This is a genomic window from Clostridium sp. B9, from assembly GCF_050509515.1.
GTDB lineage: Bacteria > Bacillota > Clostridia > Clostridiales > Clostridiaceae > Sarcina.
Map to the genome: position 1 here is coordinate 233,212 of NZ_JBNWKA010000003.1, position 16,660 is coordinate 249,871.

Sequence of the window (16,660 nt, forward strand, 5' to 3'; positions counted from 1 at the left end):
GCTAAGAGGGTTAAAAAATAAAGTCTTATTTATTAGAGGGAGGAAAAAATCATGGAAATGACGTTCAGATGGTATGGTAAAGATGATCCAGTTAAAATTGAATACATCAAACAAATACCAGGAATGAAGGGAATAGTTACGGCTATATATGACATTCCAGTTGGAGAAGTATGGCCACTAGAAAGAATTTTAGAATTAAAAAAAGAAATAGAAAGTCACGGATTAAAACTTTCAGTAATAGAAAGTGTACCAGTACATGAAGATATAAAACTTGGTTTACCAACAAGAGATAAATATATAGATAATTATATAGAAACAATTAGAAACTTAGCAGAAGCAGGTGTAGATACAATATGTTATAACTTTATGCCAGTATTTGATTGGACAAGATCTGATTTAAATTATAAATTAGAAGACGGATCAACATGTTTAATTTATGATGAAAAACAAGTTGAAAGGATGGATCCAGCTTTAGGAGAATTAGAATTACCAGGATGGGATACATCTTATGGAGAAGGTGGACTTAAAGGTTTATTAGAACAATATAAAGATATAGATGAGGAAATGTTATGGAGTAACTTAAATTACTTTATACAAAGAGTAATGAAGGTTGCCGACGAAGTAAGAATGAAAATGGCAATACATCCGGATGATCCACCATGGGGAATATTTGGATTACCAAGAATAATAACTAATTTTGATAATTTAAAAAGATTTATAGATTTATATGATAGTCCATATCATGGAGTAACTTTATGTACAGGCTCTTTAGGGTGTACAAAGGTAAATGACATGGTTAAAATGATTAACTATTTCGGTAAGGAAAGAAATAGAATACACTTTGCTCATCTTAGAAATGTTAAGATAACTGGAGATAGTAGTTTTAACGAAGTTGCACATTTATCAGAAGCTGGGTCATTAGATTTCTATGAAATAGTAAAAGCATACTGTGATTATGACTTTGCAGGTCCATACAGACCAGATCATGGAAGAATGATCTGGGGAGAAACAGGTAGACCAGGATATGGTTTATATGATAGAGCTTTAGGTGCAGTTTATATAAATGGATTAATTGAGGCAATTAAAAAGAATAAGAAAAATTAATTTGTAAGGGGATAATGAAATGAAGAACTTTATGGATAAAGACTTTTTACTAGAAAATGAAGTAGCAAAGATTTTATACCATAATTATGCTTCAAAGATGCCGGTGTTTGATTATCACTGTCACCTAGTGCCTATGGAAATAGCCACAAATCATAAGTTTAAAAATTTAACTGAAATGTGGCTATACCATGATCACTATAAGTGGAGGGCTATGAGAAGCTTTGGTATAGATGAAAAATATATAACAGGAAATGCAAGTGATTACGATAAATTTTATCAGTTTGCAAAAATGATGCCATATTTAATTGGAAATCCTATTTATCATTGGTCTCATTTGGAGCTTAAAAGATTCTTTGGAGTAGATGAAACTTTAAGTGAAAAAACAGCTCATATTATATGGGAAAAATGTAATAAAGCAATAGAAAATAATAATTTGACTGCAAAGAAATTAATTGAAATGGCTGATGTAGTTTATATTGGAACTACTGATGATCCTATAGATGATTTAAGGTATCATAAACAAGTAAAAGAAGATAGTAATTTTAAGTGTTCTGTTAATCCAAGTTTTAGGCCTGAAAAAGCAATGAAGATACAAAATAAAGGATTTAAAGAGTATATAGGTAAGTTATCTGAAGTTAGTAATATTGAAATTAAATCTTTTGATGATTTAAAGAAAGCATTAGAAATAAGAATAGATTACTTTTATGAAAATGGATGTATGATTACAGACCATAGTTTAGAGAGGGTTAAATTTTATACATTTTTATATGAAGAAATTAATGAAATATTTATTAAAGCATTAAATGGAGAAAACATAACTAATGAAGAAGCATCAAAATATTCAGTAGCTTTATTAATATCACTTGGGAAAATGTATGCTGAAAGAAAAATGGTAATGCAATTGCATATAGGTGCATTAAGAAATAATAATACAAGAATGTTTAATAAAGTTGGTGCAGATTCAGGATTTGATAGTATTGATGATGGGGAAATAGCATATTCACTTTCAAGAATATTAGATGAGTTAGATAAGGAAGACAAACTTCCAAAAACAATTTTATACTGTTTAAATCCTAAAGATAACGAAGTAATTGGAACAATGATTGGTAATTTCCAAGGTGGAAGTATAGGTGGAAAGATTCAATTTGGATCAGGATGGTGGTTTAATGACCAAAAGGACGGAATGGAAAGACAAATGATGGCATTATCACAACTTGGGCTTATAAGTCAATTTGTAGGTATGGTAACTGATTCAAGAAGCTTTTTATCTTATACAAGACATGAGTATTTTAGAAGAATATTATGTAATTACTTAGGTAATGTAGTTGAGTCAGGGCAGTACCCTTATGACGAAGAAATACTAGGTGAAATTGTTCAAAATATTTGTTATAAAAATTCAGTTAAATATTTTGAAAGATAATAATTGATAATATAGGATGGAAATATTATTTAATTTAAATTTCCATTCTATATAAGATATATAAAGATTTTTGAGTAAATTTATTCATTGGTGAGAATTTATGATTGCTGGAGGGGAAATATAATGGTTCTTGATTTAATAAGTAAAAAAGAAGAACAGGTGAAAACGTTTAATATAGGGGATAAGATTGGATATGCATTTGGAGATTTTGGATGTGCAACATTCTTTGCTTTTGTAAGTAGTTATTTAATGGTATTTTACACAGATGTGTTAGGAATTAGTGCAGCAGCAGTTGGTACACTATTTATAGTAGCTAGATTTTGGGATGCCATTAATGATCCTATAATGGGAGTACTTTTAGATAAGGCAGAAGCTACTAGACATGGTAAGTTTAGACCTTATGTTGTTAGATTTGGGGTGCCAATGGTTATTGTTGGAATATTAGCTTTTACAGCAATACCAGGATTACCAGATAATATGAAATTACCATACGCATATGTAACATATATTTTATATGGTATGTTATACACTGCTGTTAATATACCTTATGGATCATTAGCTTCAGTAATGACTAATGATTCTGATGAAAGAACTGCGTTATCAACTTTTAGAAATCTTGGATCTATGTTGGCTAATGTTTTAGTAATGATATTAGTTCCTAAGATAATCTTTAATGCACAAGGTGAAGTTACAGCAGAAGGATTTGTAACTTGTGCTGTAATATTAGCAATTATTTCAACTGTGTCATTTTTCTTTAACTTTAGATTAACTAGAGAAAGAATAGTTCATAAAGTAAATAATAACAAAAAAAGTATTGGACAAACAATTGCATTATTATTTAAGAATAGAGCTTTTTTAGGGGTTGCAATAGCTTCATTTTTAATGTTAGGTGGTTCATTAGCATTAAGTAGTTTAAATGTATATATATTTAAGGATTACTTTAAAGCGCCTGGTCTTACTGCTTTTGGTGGGATGATTGGTATGGTAGCATCTATAATTGTTATACCATTTGCTGGATCAATAGTTAGAAAGTTAGGTAAGAAAGAGTCAGCAATATTAGGATCAGCTTTTGCAGCTTGTATGTATACAGTAATGTTATTAATACCTAATTTATCAGTAATGATATTTCTTGTATTATCATTCTTAGCAGGACTAGGATCAGGATTAGTAAACACAATAATTTGGGCATTAGTTTCAGATGTTATTGATTATCAAGAGTACACTACAGGTGAAAGAAACGAAGGTACAGTTTATTCTTCATATTCATTAGCTAGAAAGTTAGGTCAAGTTATATCTGGTGGTATGGGTGGATTTGCCTTATCTTTATTAGGATATCAATCAGGAGCTACAGTACAAGCGGAAAGTATTGGTGTTGGTATTAAAAATATAGGAATAGGAATGGCTGCTGGAGGATTTATATTAACTACAATAGTGTTAATATTTGTATATAATCTTTCTAAGAATAAAGTAAATGAAATGAATCAAGAATTAGAAGCGAGAAGAGCATCATAATAAAATTTTAAAATATCTAATAAGTATATGAATAATTAGACAGTTTAAAATATAGGGAGAGAGTAAAATGATAAATTTAAGAGTGAAGCCGTATAATTTAGATGAAGAAGCGGTAAAATGGGTAGAAGATACAATAGAAAATATGTCTATAGAAGAAAAAATAGGACAATTATTTGTAAATATGGGATCAAGTCGTGATGAAGAATATTTAAAAGGTGTTTTAGATAATTATCATATTGGAGCTGTTCGTTACAACCCAGGTAAGGCTGAAGAAGTATATGAACAAAATAGAGTATTACAAGAGAATTCTAAAATTCCACTATTAATAGCAGCTAATACAGAGATGGGTGGAAATGGAGCTTGTACAGATGGAACATATGTTGGTAATGAGGTTAAAATTGCTGCTACTCAAGATCCACACTATGCTTATGAGTTGGGAAGAATATCAGGTGTTGAAGCATCTGCTATAGGATGTAATTGGAGTTTTGCTCCAATTGTTGATATAAACAGAAACTGGAGAAATCCAATAATATCTACGAGAACTTGGTCTGCAGATGCTGATCAAACTTTAGAGTTATCTTTAGAATATATGAGAGGTATAATGGAATCTGGAATTTTACCAGCTGCTAAGCATTTTCCAGGGGATGGTATAGATGAGAGAGATCAGCATTTATCATTTGCTCCAAATACTTTATCAGTTGAAGAGTGGAATGCTACTTTCGGAAAAGTATACTCTGGATTAATTGAAGCAGGTCTTCCATCAATAATGGCTGGGCATATTGCTTTACCAGAATACGTAAAACATTTTAATCCAGAGGCTACAATTCAAGAAATGAATATGCCTGCAACTTTAAGTAAATATGTATTAACAGATTTATTAAAAGGTCAAATGGGATTCAATGGATTGGTTGTAACTGATGCGTCTCACATGGTTGCTATGACTTCAGCTATGAAGCGTAAAGATATGTTACCAACTGCAATTGCTGCAGGTAGTGATTTATTCTTATTCTTCAATGATCCAGATGAAGATTTTCAATGGATGATGGAAGGATATAAGAATGGAGTTATAACTGAAGAAAGACTTCATGATGCATTAACTAGAATATTAGGTTTAAAGGCATCTTTAGGACTTCATAAGAAAGCTAAGACTGAAATATTACAACCAAAAGAAGAAGCTCTGAATAAGATTGGTTTAGAAGAGAATAAAAAAATAGCTTTAGAAGTAGCTGATAAGGGAATAACTTTAGTTAAAAATAATCAAGAAATATTTCCAATTTCACCAGATAAGACTAAGAAGGTATTACTTGTAAATGTCAAGGGTTTCGATGGTGGATTTGGTAAATTCATAGCTCTTATGCAAGGAGCACAAAAGGGACCTATAGATATAATGAAAGAATTATTAGAACAAGAAGGATTCCAAGTAGAAGTATATGAATCACCAATAGATAAGCTTATGAAATTACCAAAAGAAGAACTAGGGGCAGCTCTTGGAAATGTTTATGCTAGTAAGCGTCCAATAGCTGAATTAACTTCAAAATATGATTTAATTATAAACTTAGCTGACGTGGGAGCAAGTGTTGATCAACGTCTTCAATGGCCACCAAGTAAAGGTACACCAGATATTCCATTCTATGTTAATGAAATACCGACTATCTTTATATCTTTACAATGTCCATTCCATTTAGCTGATGTTCCACAAGTTAAAACTTATATAAATGCCTATGATTCTAAAGAGTTTAATATCAAATCTTTAGTTGATAAAATGGTTGGGCGCTCAGAATTTAAAGGGATTAGCTCAGTAGATGCTTTCTGTGGACTTGAAGATACTAGATACTAATATAATAAGTTTAAACACTTAAAATATTATAGATAAAGAACCAATAAAAAAGCATTTTCTTAAACAATAAGAAAATGCTTTTCTGCTATTATTGATAGAAATATGAAAAAGTTCGACATTTTGAGCAAAGTCTGATAAAAGCAAGTGATACCAAGGGCTTGAGGCTATGTCAGACTTTTTAAAAGTCTGACATTATTTATTAAAGTCTGACAGAAATTAAAGAAATATCTTTAGATAAGTGAAAATAAGCTTAAAAGAGGCTTATTCATTGATGTAAATTCCTAATATAAATATAAAGCATTCTTTGCCAAATAATTCAGAATGCAATTCTTTGAAGCCACATTCTTTTATGGTCTTAAAAGTTTCTCTATTTATGTTGCACTTACCAATCTTATGCCAAGTACTATTAAATCTATTGGCTATATTTTGATATTTTTTAGAGTTAGGTGGAATTATATGTTCAATACTTATAAACTTCCCTTTGGGTTTTAAAACTCTTTTGAATTCACTTAATGCTTTTTTAGGATTATCTACAGAGCATAAAGATAAAGTAGATACTATGCAGTCAAAGTGATTATCCTCAAAAGGCATACTTTCCATATTACCTTCAATATAATTTATTTTTATAGATTTATTCAGATCTTTATTTTTTATGAATTTATTAAACTCCAAGTCTAATAGTGTAAGTGAATCTATATTGTCTATATTGTAATAATCAAGGTTTACACCTGTTCCAGCAGCAACTTCTAATATATTTCCTTTAGCTTGTGAAATTAAATTTTTTCTTCTTTTCTTAAGAAAAAACGCCTCAAATGGGGTCATAAAAGTATTGAAAATTATAGCTTTTATATTATTAAACATCTCATTTTTTACCTTTCAAATTTATTTTATAATTAATGATATTAGTTTATGTTATTTTAAAGTAAAAAGTATGGAGTTAATCTATATAAATGAAAATAAGTTAAAAACTTATAGGCGTAGCGTATATAAGTTTTGATAAGTCGTTTTAAGTTTAGTAAGTTATTGGATATAATAAAGATTGAAATTGAAGTATAAGATGATATTGATTATGATATAATTATTAAAAGAAATGAGAGTTGGAGTGATATTTTATGATGAGAATTAACTCTATGAGATTACAAAGGATATATAATAATTTTACAGAAATATTAGATGAGTTTAATAAATTTATGGGAGATAGACTTTCAGAATTGGTTAAAAATAATAGAAGGGATCTGTTATCTTTATATGATGAGTAATGATGAGATAAAAAAAGAAATTATAAGAATACTTGATAGAAAAGATATAGATGCAGTATATATTTTCGGAAGCTTTTTAACTAAAAGATTTCAGGAGTCTTCAGATATAGATATAGCTATTTTGGGTGAAATTTCATTAGAGGATACACTTTATATGGAGTCAGTATTAGAAGAAGCGCTTTCAAGAGAAATAGACTTGGTAAAGCTTGAAGACTTGGAAAAGCCAATACAATTACAAGTTATAAGTAGAAATAAGAGACTTGTATTCAAAGAAACTGAACTAGTAAAGAACTTCCTAAATGAATTAGATAAATGGTATAAATAAGATTATCCTTTTTGGTTAAAGATGCAAAGAGAAATTGGATATGAAATATAGAGTAAAGTTACTTAAGGTAACTAAAGCTAATATTCTTTGTTTTTTAGAGTATTAGCTTATTTATTTTGAGTTAAATTTTAAGGAAAATGTAATTCAAACTTAATAATATTAGAATTCATAAGAGATAAAATTGTATTAAGGCTTATAAAATGGTTGAATTTTCAATATAAAAAGTAAACATAAAATTTTGTTTATATAAAGTATTAGAAAAAAATAATAAGATAAACTAAGTTTATAAGCTATAAACTACTAAGAAAATAAGAGGGTTAACTTATGAATAAGAAAAAAATATTTATAATTTTAGGTTTATTGATTTTAATATTTAGTGGAATAACTCTTTATTTAACGCGTGAATATGTTATGATTTTTTATAAAGCAATAACTAATGGAGAGGTTGTAAGGAGCTACTTTCAAAGATTTGGAGCTTGGTCAGCTGTAATTTTCTTTTTATTTCAAGTTGTTCAAGTTGTTATATTCTTTATTCCAGGAGAGGTTATTCAAGCAGCAGGTGGATATCTTTTTGGGACAATAGGAGGAACTTTACTTTCATTCTTTGGAATAGCTGTTGGATCAGCAGTCTTATTTTACATATGTCAAAAATTCGGGAAAAAATTAGTTCAAAGATTTGTGCCTAAGGATATGTTTGATAGGTTAGAAAAAATATTAAACAGTCCTAAATTTAAATTAATATTAGTTATTCTATTCTTCGTACCTGGTGCACCAAAGGATTCACTTATTATGGTTTGTGCATTAAGTAACATAACATTAAAACATTTTATAATATTTTCAATGATAGGAAGAATACCTGCTTTAACAGCATCATCACTTGTGGGAGCAAATTTAGCCCAAGGTAATATGGCTATTGTTATTATAGTCAGTATTATTGCTTTAATAGCCTGTGGATTGGGTGTTATATTCAGAAAAGATATATATAAATACGTAGAAAAAATTTAATTTTATAGCTTTGTTTTAATAAGTATATGTTTTTCAAGAATTATATAAATTTTAAAGCAACGCCAATTTTATAAAAAATAGCATCTTCTTAAGATTAAATCTTAAGAAGATGCTATTTTTTATTATGATAATATTTCAAATAACTTAGTAAACTTATTTAATTTAGTAAAAAGTTAATATTATAAAGTTTTTCTTTCAATATTATTAAGCTACTGATTTAGCTGAAAATTTAGCTTTAACAACGCATATTATTGCAGGTAAAACAGAAACAACTATTATTCCTATAATAATGAGTGAAAAATTAGTCTTAAAGAATACTCCAGGAACATTAAATGATGAGGAATTTAATGAAACAAATAAAATGTTTGAGAAAATAAATATGCATCCAAGAGAAAATATAGATTTATTAAAAAATAATATTTTTAGGATTTAGTTTTTTTATTTTCATTTAATATTGATGTACAATTAGGACATCTTGTAGCTTCTATATTTATTTTGCTAAAGCAGTAAGGACATTCTTTTTCAGTAGCTTTAACTTCTTGCTTTTCTTTATTTCCTGCAAAATTCCTAAGTTTATTAATTTGACGTATTACTAAAAATATTGAAAATGCTATTATTAAAAAGTTCAGTAGATTATTTAAAAATAGACCATAGTTTATAGTTACAGCACCAGCAGCTTGAGCTACTTGCAATGAAGGATATGATTTTCCACTTAGATTAATATATAGGTTTGAAAAATCAACATTTCCAACTAATAAGCCAACCACAGGCATTATAATATCATTTACTAATGAGGTTACAATTTTACCAAAAGCACCTCCAACAACAACACCCACAGCCATGTCTACAACATTGCCTTTCATGGCAAATTCTTTAAACTCTTTCCACATATTTCACACTCCTTTTAAATTATATACAACTAAAATTTTTGTATAAGTGAACGTTATCTTGTGTAGTATTTACAATAAACTTAATTAATATTAGTATTTAGTTATTAATAAGTAAGGGGAGAGAAGTTTTATGAGGTATTCGGTAGAAAAGATTTGTGAGAAATTTGAATTAGAACAAAATTTAGAGTTTATATTCTTTTGGGGTCACACGAAAAATAAAAAAGGTAAGATAACTAAAGCTTGCTTTAGCCAATGGTATCTTTCAGATTTCATTGTTAATGAAGTTTTATACAATTGTGCAGAAAAATATATGATGGCTGAAAAGGCTAGGTTATTTAAAGACTATGAAACTTTAGAGCAGATATTAAATGCTAATGATCAATCAGAGATAAAAGCTTTAGGAAGAAAAATAAGAAATTTTGAGGAGGAGCTTTGGAATAAGGAGAAATACAACATAGTTAAGAAAGGGAACTTAGCTAAGTTTTCTCAAAGTGAAGAGCTTAAGAAATTTTTATTGGGTACAGAAGAGAAAATAATTGTTGAAGCAAGTCCATATGACTGCATATGGGGAGTTGGATTGAGTGCTAGTGAAGAATGTATAAACAATCCTAAAGAGTGGAAAGGTGAAAATCTTTTAGGGTTTGCTTTGATGGAAGTTAGAGATTTATTGAAAGAAGAGTAAATTAAAGTTTATTTATTAATAAGACATTAGTTTGATGGTTATAATATTATGTAGAGAAGCTATATCAAAATAGTGTTGTTAAATATTTTGATATAGCTTTTTTATATTATTATTTTGTCTAAAAGAATATTATAGAAGTTGTTTATACCAATATTTATGAATATAATATACCTTTAATTTCTAGTTATGGATTTAATGTTATAATTGAGAATCCAGTTATTCACGTTAAATGACCAGTTGTGCAAAGGGCATTGAAATACAAGGGCTTGTCTGATATATTGATATCAATTATTAATTGATTAATTTCTAGAAAATAATAAGTAGAAAATTATTGATTTTTTGAAAGCTACGTTAAACTTTCGTTTATAGTAAGTATACTAACTTGTTTAGGGTTAAATTAATCACTTAATAAATACGTTACAATCAGATAAGTTTATAACAAATTTATTTAGTCTTTATCTAAGTAATAATGTTATAAAAAAAGGGGGCTTATATTATGAAAAAATTTAATGAATTAAAACAAAAAAACTCTCTAAGAAAGACAAAGGTTATGGCAAGTATGGCTATTGCTTTAAGTTTATTTGCTCAACCAGTAGTTACATTTGCTACACCAATTAATACTAGCAATAATGAGCAAAGTATTGATTGGGGAATATCAAATTTAAATTACAACAGAAATGAAGTTTTAGCTGTAAATGGTGATACTGTTCAGAGTTTTGTTCCAAAAGAGGGAAAGAAAGCAGGAAATAAATTTGTTGTTGTAGAGCGTAAGAAAAAATCACTAACTACAGCACCAATAGATATTTCAATAGTTGATTCTGTAAATGATCGTACATATCCAGGAGCATTACAACTTGCAGATGATGCTTTTGTTGAAAATAGACCAACACTTGTAACTTGTAAAAGAAAACCTATAAATATTAGTATAGATTTACCAGGATTAAAGAATGAGAATACTGTGAAAGTAGACAACCCTACTTATGGGAATGTATCAGGAGCTGTTGATAGTTTAGTATCAAAATGGATAAATGAAAATTCAGGAACACATACTTTACCAGCAAGAACTCAATATTCAGAATCCATGGTTTATAGCAAATCACAAATAGCTAGTGCTCTTAATGTTAATGTTAAGACACTTCAAAATTCATTAGGAATAGATTTTAATGCTATAGTAAATAATGAGAAAAAAGTTATGATTTTAGCTTATAAACAAATATTCTACACAGTAAGTGCTGAATTACCAAATAACCCATCAGATGTTTTTGATGAAAGTGTTACTTTTGATGAGTTAAGTAGAAAAGGTGTAAGTAATGATGCACCACCACTTATGGTTTCAAATGTAGCTTATGGTAGAACTATTTATGTTAAGTTAGAAACATCATCAAACAGTAAAGATGTACAAGCTGCATTTAAAGCTCTTATCAAAGGAAATAGTGTAAGTAGTAATAATCAATACAAAGATATTTATGAAAATAGTAATTATACAGCTGTGGTTTTAGGTGGAGATGCTCAAGAGCATAACAAGATAGTAACTAAAGATTTTGATGAAATAAGAAATGTAATTAGAGATAATGCAACATTTAGTGCTAAGAATCCAGCTTACCCAATTTCTTATACTAGTGTTTTCTTAAAAGATAATTCAATAGCTGCTGTTCATAATAAAACAGATTATATAGAAACAACTTCTACTGAATATTCTAAAGGAAAATTAACTCTAGATCATAGTGGAGCTTATGTTGCTCAATTTGAAGTATCTTGGGATGAAGTTTCTTATGATGAAAAAGGGAATGAAGTATTAACTCATAGAACTTGGGATGGAAACTATCAAGATAAAACAGCTCATTACTCTACAGTTATACCATTAGAAGCAAATGTTAGAAATATAAGAGTTAAGGCTAGAGAATGTACAGGCCTTGCTTGGGAATGGTGGAGAACTATAATAGATGAGTATAATGTTCCATTAACAAATAATATAGAGGTTTCAATATGGGGAACCACACTATACCCAAGAAGTAGTGTTAGTTACACTTAAAGATATATACAAGGATTTGTATCAGTAAGTTATATAGGATTATTTGAAATAGGATTTGATTTTTCAAGTAATAGAGAACTTTATAACTGTATATGTGCTCTTATGATTTCTATTGGAGTATATATTATGGGATATTTTTATTCTTTAATGGAAGCCTATGAGATTATAGTTAATAATGAAGAGTATACTGATAAATTTACTTTTAGAATATTAAGAAAGTTAAGAGAGAAAGGTAAAAGTATATAAAATCCATATTAAAAGAAGGTAAGTTTTAACTTACCTTCTTTTAATATGAATTTTTAGAAAAATAGGTTGATTTACATGTGAATTTATACTTTAAAGTAAAAAAATGAGAAATTTTTTGAGAAAAATATTCATAGAATATGCATAGTATATTCATTAATTTTATCGAAAAAAATATTGTTATGAAATATTGAATTTACAAAAATTGATTGATTAATCGGTTTATTAATATTTTTTATAGGTGAATAAAAATTAATTATTATATGCATAAATTTCCAATAAATGTAATTGTAATCGTTTAAAAATGGGTGTATAACATAGTTGTGGAGAGGAAAGAGCTTCACAAAGCGAAATGTATAAAAGGAGGAAGGGTATATTATGAGAGACAACAGAGGATTAAACGTTACTTCTGAAATTGGAAGATTAAAAACAGTTCTATTACATAGACCTGGGGAAGAAATTGAGAATTTAACACCAGATCTACTAGATAGATTATTATTTGATGACATTCCGTTTTTAAAGGTTGCAAGAGAAGAACATGACGCTTTTGCACAAACTTTAAGAGATGCTGGAGTAGAAGTACTTTATTTAGAAGTTCTTGCTGCTGAAGCAATCGATAATAATGAAGAGGTTAAACAAGAATTTATAAGTGAATTTATTGATGAAGCTGGAGTTAAGAGTGAACACTTAAAAGAAGCTTTAACAGAATATTTTAATTCATTTAATGATAATAAATGTATGGTTGATAAAATGATGGCTGGGGTTAGAAAAGAAGAACTTAAGGATTATCATAGAGAATCATTATATGATCAAGTTAATAATGAATATCCATTTGTTTGTGATCCAATGCCAAACTTATATTTTACAAGAGACCCATTTGCAACAATTGGACATGGTATAACATTAAATCATATGAGAACAGATACAAGAAACAGAGAAACAATATTTGCTAAATATATATTTAGATATCATCCAAGATTTGAAGATAAGGATATACCATTCTGGTTTAATAGAGATGAAAAAACTTCTATAGAAGGTGGAGATGAATTAATACTTTCAAAAGATGTACTAGCAGTTGGTATTTCTCAAAGAACTGATTCAGCTTCAGTTGATAAATTAGCAAAGAGATTACTTTACTATCCAGATACAACTTTTAAAACTGTATTAGCATTTAAAATACCTGCAACAAGAGCATTTATGCATTTAGATACAGTATTTACTCAAGTTGATTATGATAAGTTTACAGTTCATCCAGGTATAGTTGGACCATTAGAAGTTTTTGCACTAACTAAAGATCCTGAAAATGATGGTGAATTATTAGTAACAGAGGAATTAGATACTTTAGAAAATATATTAAAAAAATATTTAGATAGAGATATTAAATTAATAAAATGTGGTGGCGGAGATGAAATAGCAGCTGCTAGAGAACAATGGAATGACGGTTCTAATACACTTGCTATTGCGCCAGGAGAAGTTGTAGTTTATTCAAGAAACTATATAACAAATGCAATATTAGAAAAAGAGGGTATTAAATTACATGTTATCCCTTCATCAGAGCTATCAAGAGGTAGAGGTGGCCCAAGATGTATGTCAATGCCACTAGTAAGAGAGAATTTATAATTTATATTTTGAGAATAAGAGAGAATTTAAAAATAAATAAATTACTTTTTGTATAGAGCGAAAAGTTGATATTGGGAGGAATTAAAAATGGCAGTTAACTTAAAAGGAAGAAGTTTCTTAACATTAAAGGATTTTACACCAGCAGAAATTAGATATTTATTAGATCTTTCTCATGATTTAAAAGCTAAGAAAAGAGCAGGAATATTAGGAGATAGCTTAAGAGGTAAAAACGTAGTTTTATTATTTGAAAAAACTTCAACTAGAACAAGATGTGCTTTTGAATGTGGAGCTGCTGAGGAAGGTGCTCATGTAACATTCTTAACTAACTCACAAATGGGTAAAAAAGAATCAATAGAAGATACAGCAAAAGTTCTTGGAAGAATGTATGATGGTATTGAATTCAGAGGATTTAAGCAATCAACAGTTGAAGAATTAGCTAAACATGCAGGAGTTCCAGTATGGAATGGATTAACTGATGCAGATCACCCAACTCAAATATTAGCTGATTTCTTAACAATAGAGGAACATGCACATAAACCATTAAGTGAAATAAAATTAGTGTTTACTGGTGATACAAGAAATAATATGAGTTATGCATTAATGTATGGTGCAGCTAAGATGGGAATGCACTTTGTAGCTCTTGGACCAGAAAGTTTAAAACCAGATGAAGATATTCTTAAAGAAATGCAAGAATATTCAAAACAAACTGGAGCAATTATAGAATTCTGTTCAGATGTTGATGAAGCAGTTAAAGATGCTGATGTTATATACACTGATATATGGGTATCTATGGGAGAAGATGAAAGTTTATATCCAGAAAGAGTTAAATTATTAACTCCATACAAAGTAACTAAAGAAATGATGAATAAAACAGGAAATAAAAATACTTTATTTATGCATTGTTTACCATCATTCCATGATGAAGATACAGTAGTATGCAGGGATATGATAGATAGATTAGGACTTGATATAAGAGAAGTTGAAGATGAAGTATTCAGAAGTAAAAATTCAGTTGTGTTTGATGAAGCTGAAAATAGAATGCATACAATTAAAGCAGTTATGGTAGCTACTGCTGGAAGATAATAAATTTTCTTAATGGGCTGTATTTATAATATCATCTAAGGAAAATGCATAGCATTTATAATTCAATAATCGAATTTTCCTTTCATTGTATTATAAATGCTGCCCTATTATTTTTAAAATAGGTAAAGGTGGGTGAATATATATGGCAGAACAAAATGAACCAAAGAAATTAGGGTTTGCTCAGTTAGCAGCATTAATAGTTGGATCTATGATTGGAGGGGGAGCGTTTAATCTTCCATCAGATATGGCAAGAGGAGCTGGAACAGGTGCAATTATAATAGGATGGATTATAACTGGTATAGGAATGATATCTTTAGCTTTTGTATACCAATCACTAGCTAATAGAAAGCCAGAATTAACCGGTGGAGTTTATAGTTATGCTAAGGCTGGATTTGGAGAGTATATAGGATTTAACTCTGCTTGGGGATATTGGTTAAGCGCGTGGATAGGTAATGTATCTTATTCAGTACTTTTATTTGGAGCTTTAGGGTACTTTTTCCCAGTCTTTGGAGAAGGAAACAATGTAGCATCAATTATTGGAGCTTCCATATTATTATGGGCGTTTACAGCTTTGATTTTAAATGGTGTAAGCGGTGCCGCACTTATAAATCTTGTAACTACTATAGCTAAGTTAGTTCCTATTTGCTTATTTATTGTTATTGCTTTATTTATGTTTAACTTTCATAAATTTACTTTCCAATTTTGGGGCTCAACTGATTTAGGTGGAATTGTATCACAAGTAAAAAGTACAATGCTAGTAACATTATGGTGCTTTATAGGTATTGAAGGTGCTGTAGTTGTTTCAGGTAGAGCTAAAAAGCAAAGCGATGTAGGAAAGGCAACTGTATTAGGTCTTATTGGTACACTTATAATTTACATGTTAATAACATTGATGTCTCTTGGTGTTATGGATAGAGTAAATCTTTCAGGTCTTGAAAATCCTTCAATGGCATATGTATTAGAATTTGCTGTTGGAAAATGGGGTGCAGTTCTTATAAATTTAGGGTTAATAATTTCATTATTTGGATCACTTCTTGGATGGGCATTGCTTGCGGCTGAGATACCTTACGTAGCAGCTCAAGACGGAGTATTACCTAAGATTTTTGGTAAATTAAATAAAAAAGGAACACCAAGCGGTTCATTAATAATTACAAACATGTTAGTTCAGATATTTTTGATATTAACTTTGGTTGCTAGTAGTACATATCAAGCCTTGTATTCAGTAGCTAGTACAGCAATTTTAGTTCCTTATCTTCTAAGTGCTATGTATGGACTTAAATTAGCTATAACAGGAGAAACTTATGATAAGGATCCTAATGGTAGAACTAAAGATAAAATTTTTGGTTGGATATCAACAATTTATGCTATATGGCTTTGTTATGCTGCAGGAATTAAATATTTATTATTATGTTTCATATTATATGCAGTTGGAATAATATTCTTCTACATTGGTAAAAAACAAAAGAATAAGGAAGAAAAAGTATTTGTTGGAGTAGAAAAGATATTAGCCATAGCAGTACTTGTTATAGCAATAATAGCTATAGTAATGCTTGTAAATGGAACTATAACTATATAAGAAATAAATAGAGAGAATATATAAAAGGTTAATAAAAGGATTATATTGAGATGAATGAAGGAGGAGTAAACA

At 29.0% G+C, this 16,660-nt stretch carries 15 protein-coding genes; 13 read left to right on the forward strand and 2 right to left on the reverse strand.

Features of this window, described 5'->3' with window-relative positions; genetic code table 11:
- The first annotated feature begins 51 nt into the window (after positions 1-51).
- From uxuA to ACQZHJ_RS01175, 4 genes are all read left to right on the forward strand, one after another.
- Positions 52-1,104, forward strand: a complete 1,053-nt coding sequence (gene uxuA, locus ACQZHJ_RS01160) for a mannonate dehydratase (RefSeq protein WP_430483722.1) — start codon at positions 52-54, stop codon at positions 1,102-1,104.
- Positions 1,105-1,123: 19 nt separating this feature from the next.
- Entirely contained in the window at positions 1,124-2,524 is a 1,401-nt protein-coding gene (gene uxaC / locus ACQZHJ_RS01165; RefSeq protein WP_430483723.1) for a glucuronate isomerase, read from the forward strand.
- Positions 2,525-2,647: 123 nt separating this feature from the next.
- Positions 2,648-4,036 (forward strand): MFS transporter, encoded by a 1,389-nt coding sequence (locus ACQZHJ_RS01170; RefSeq protein ID WP_430483724.1) that lies wholly within the window; start codon positions 2,648-2,650, stop codon positions 4,034-4,036.
- A gap of 67 nt (positions 4,037-4,103) precedes the next feature.
- Complete coding sequence (locus ACQZHJ_RS01175) at positions 4,104-5,873, forward strand: glycoside hydrolase family 3 protein (RefSeq protein WP_430483725.1); 1,770 nt, start codon at positions 4,104-4,106, stop codon at positions 5,871-5,873.
- Positions 5,874-6,134: 261 nt separating this feature from the next.
- Here the strand turns inward: ACQZHJ_RS01175 and ACQZHJ_RS01180 are convergent, their stop codons facing one another.
- Positions 6,135-6,695, reverse strand: coding sequence for a class I SAM-dependent methyltransferase (locus ACQZHJ_RS01180; protein ID WP_430483726.1), 561 nt, complete (start codon positions 6,693-6,695; stop codon positions 6,135-6,137).
- Between the two features lie 290 nt (positions 6,696-6,985).
- Between ACQZHJ_RS01180 and ACQZHJ_RS01185 the strand changes: the two genes are divergently transcribed.
- The 4 genes from ACQZHJ_RS01185 to ACQZHJ_RS01200 all read left to right on the forward strand — a co-directional run bounded on the left by ACQZHJ_RS01185 (position 6,986) and on the right by ACQZHJ_RS01200 (position 8,895).
- Positions 6,986-7,132 (forward strand): hypothetical protein, encoded by a 147-nt coding sequence (locus tag ACQZHJ_RS01185; RefSeq protein WP_430483727.1) that lies wholly within the window; start codon positions 6,986-6,988, stop codon positions 7,130-7,132.
- Entirely contained in the window at positions 7,122-7,457 is a 336-nt protein-coding gene (mntA, locus tag ACQZHJ_RS01190; RefSeq protein WP_430483728.1) for a type VII toxin-antitoxin system MntA family adenylyltransferase antitoxin, read from the forward strand. The genes ACQZHJ_RS01185 and mntA overlap by 11 nt, the downstream gene beginning before the upstream one ends.
- A gap of 324 nt (positions 7,458-7,781) precedes the next feature.
- Entirely contained in the window at positions 7,782-8,462 is a 681-nt protein-coding gene (locus tag ACQZHJ_RS01195) for a TVP38/TMEM64 family protein (protein WP_430483729.1), read from the forward strand.
- 289 nt (positions 8,463-8,751) lie between these two features.
- The gene (locus ACQZHJ_RS01200; RefSeq protein ID WP_430483730.1) at positions 8,752-8,895 is read left to right on the forward strand and encodes a hypothetical protein; all 144 of its coding nucleotides are present in this window, start codon (positions 8,752-8,754) and stop codon (positions 8,893-8,895) included.
- On the opposite strand, the gene mscL is transcribed toward ACQZHJ_RS01200, so the two are convergent.
- On the reverse strand, positions 8,885-9,352 hold the full coding sequence (gene mscL / locus ACQZHJ_RS01205) for a large-conductance mechanosensitive channel protein MscL (RefSeq protein WP_430483731.1): 468 nt from the start codon (positions 9,350-9,352) through the stop codon (positions 8,885-8,887). The genes ACQZHJ_RS01200 and mscL overlap by 11 nt on opposite strands.
- 130 nt (positions 9,353-9,482) lie before the next feature.
- On the opposite strand from mscL, the gene ACQZHJ_RS01210 reads away from it, so the two are divergent.
- The 5 genes from ACQZHJ_RS01210 to arcD all read left to right on the forward strand — a co-directional run bounded on the left by ACQZHJ_RS01210 (position 9,483) and on the right by arcD (position 16,588).
- On the forward strand, positions 9,483-10,034 hold the full coding sequence (locus ACQZHJ_RS01210) for an NADAR family protein (RefSeq protein WP_430483732.1): 552 nt from the start codon (positions 9,483-9,485) through the stop codon (positions 10,032-10,034).
- Between the two features lie 496 nt (positions 10,035-10,530).
- The gene (locus tag ACQZHJ_RS01215) at positions 10,531-12,066 is read left to right on the forward strand and encodes a thiol-activated cytolysin family protein (RefSeq protein WP_430483733.1); all 1,536 of its coding nucleotides are present in this window, start codon (positions 10,531-10,533) and stop codon (positions 12,064-12,066) included.
- 621 nt (positions 12,067-12,687) lie between these two features.
- Complete coding sequence (arcA, locus tag ACQZHJ_RS01220) at positions 12,688-13,929, forward strand: arginine deiminase (RefSeq protein WP_430483734.1); 1,242 nt, start codon at positions 12,688-12,690, stop codon at positions 13,927-13,929.
- An 87-nt stretch (positions 13,930-14,016) separates the two neighbouring features.
- Entirely contained in the window at positions 14,017-15,012 is a 996-nt protein-coding gene (gene argF / locus ACQZHJ_RS01225; protein WP_430483735.1) for an ornithine carbamoyltransferase, read from the forward strand.
- Between the two features lie 142 nt (positions 15,013-15,154).
- Positions 15,155-16,588, forward strand: coding sequence for an arginine-ornithine antiporter (gene arcD / locus ACQZHJ_RS01230; protein WP_430483736.1), 1,434 nt, complete (start codon positions 15,155-15,157; stop codon positions 16,586-16,588).
- The last annotated feature ends 72 nt before the right edge of the window (positions 16,589-16,660 follow it).

Coding starts and splice junctions, on each gene's coding strand:
- uxaC (WP_430483723.1), top strand. CDS start 1,124: ATGAAGAACTTTATGGATAAAGACTTTTTACTAGAAAATGAAGTAGCA.
- ACQZHJ_RS01195 (WP_430483729.1), top strand. CDS start 7,782: ATGAATAAGAAAAAAATATTTATAATTTTAGGTTTATTGATTTTAATA.
- ACQZHJ_RS01210 (WP_430483732.1), top strand. CDS start 9,483: ATGAGGTATTCGGTAGAAAAGATTTGTGAGAAATTTGAATTAGAACAA.
- arcD (WP_430483736.1), top strand. CDS start 15,155: ATGGCAGAACAAAATGAACCAAAGAAATTAGGGTTTGCTCAGTTAGCA.
- ACQZHJ_RS01170 (WP_430483724.1), top strand. CDS start 2,648: ATGGTTCTTGATTTAATAAGTAAAAAAGAAGAACAGGTGAAAACGTTT.
- ACQZHJ_RS01175 (WP_430483725.1), top strand. CDS start 4,104: ATGATAAATTTAAGAGTGAAGCCGTATAATTTAGATGAAGAAGCGGTA.
- mntA (WP_430483728.1), top strand. CDS start 7,122: ATGATGAGTAATGATGAGATAAAAAAAGAAATTATAAGAATACTTGAT.
- ACQZHJ_RS01185 (WP_430483727.1), top strand. CDS start 6,986: ATGATGAGAATTAACTCTATGAGATTACAAAGGATATATAATAATTTT.
- mscL (WP_430483731.1), bottom strand. CDS start 9,352: ATGTGGAAAGAGTTTAAAGAATTTGCCATGAAAGGCAATGTTGTAGAC.
- argF (WP_430483735.1), top strand. CDS start 14,017: ATGGCAGTTAACTTAAAAGGAAGAAGTTTCTTAACATTAAAGGATTTT.
- ACQZHJ_RS01200 (WP_430483730.1), top strand. CDS start 8,752: ATGAGTGAAAAATTAGTCTTAAAGAATACTCCAGGAACATTAAATGAT.
- arcA (WP_430483734.1), top strand. CDS start 12,688: ATGAGAGACAACAGAGGATTAAACGTTACTTCTGAAATTGGAAGATTA.
- uxuA (WP_430483722.1), top strand. CDS start 52: ATGGAAATGACGTTCAGATGGTATGGTAAAGATGATCCAGTTAAAATT.
- ACQZHJ_RS01215 (WP_430483733.1), top strand. CDS start 10,531: ATGAAAAAATTTAATGAATTAAAACAAAAAAACTCTCTAAGAAAGACA.
- ACQZHJ_RS01180 (WP_430483726.1), bottom strand. CDS start 6,695: ATGACCCCATTTGAGGCGTTTTTTCTTAAGAAAAGAAGAAAAAATTTA.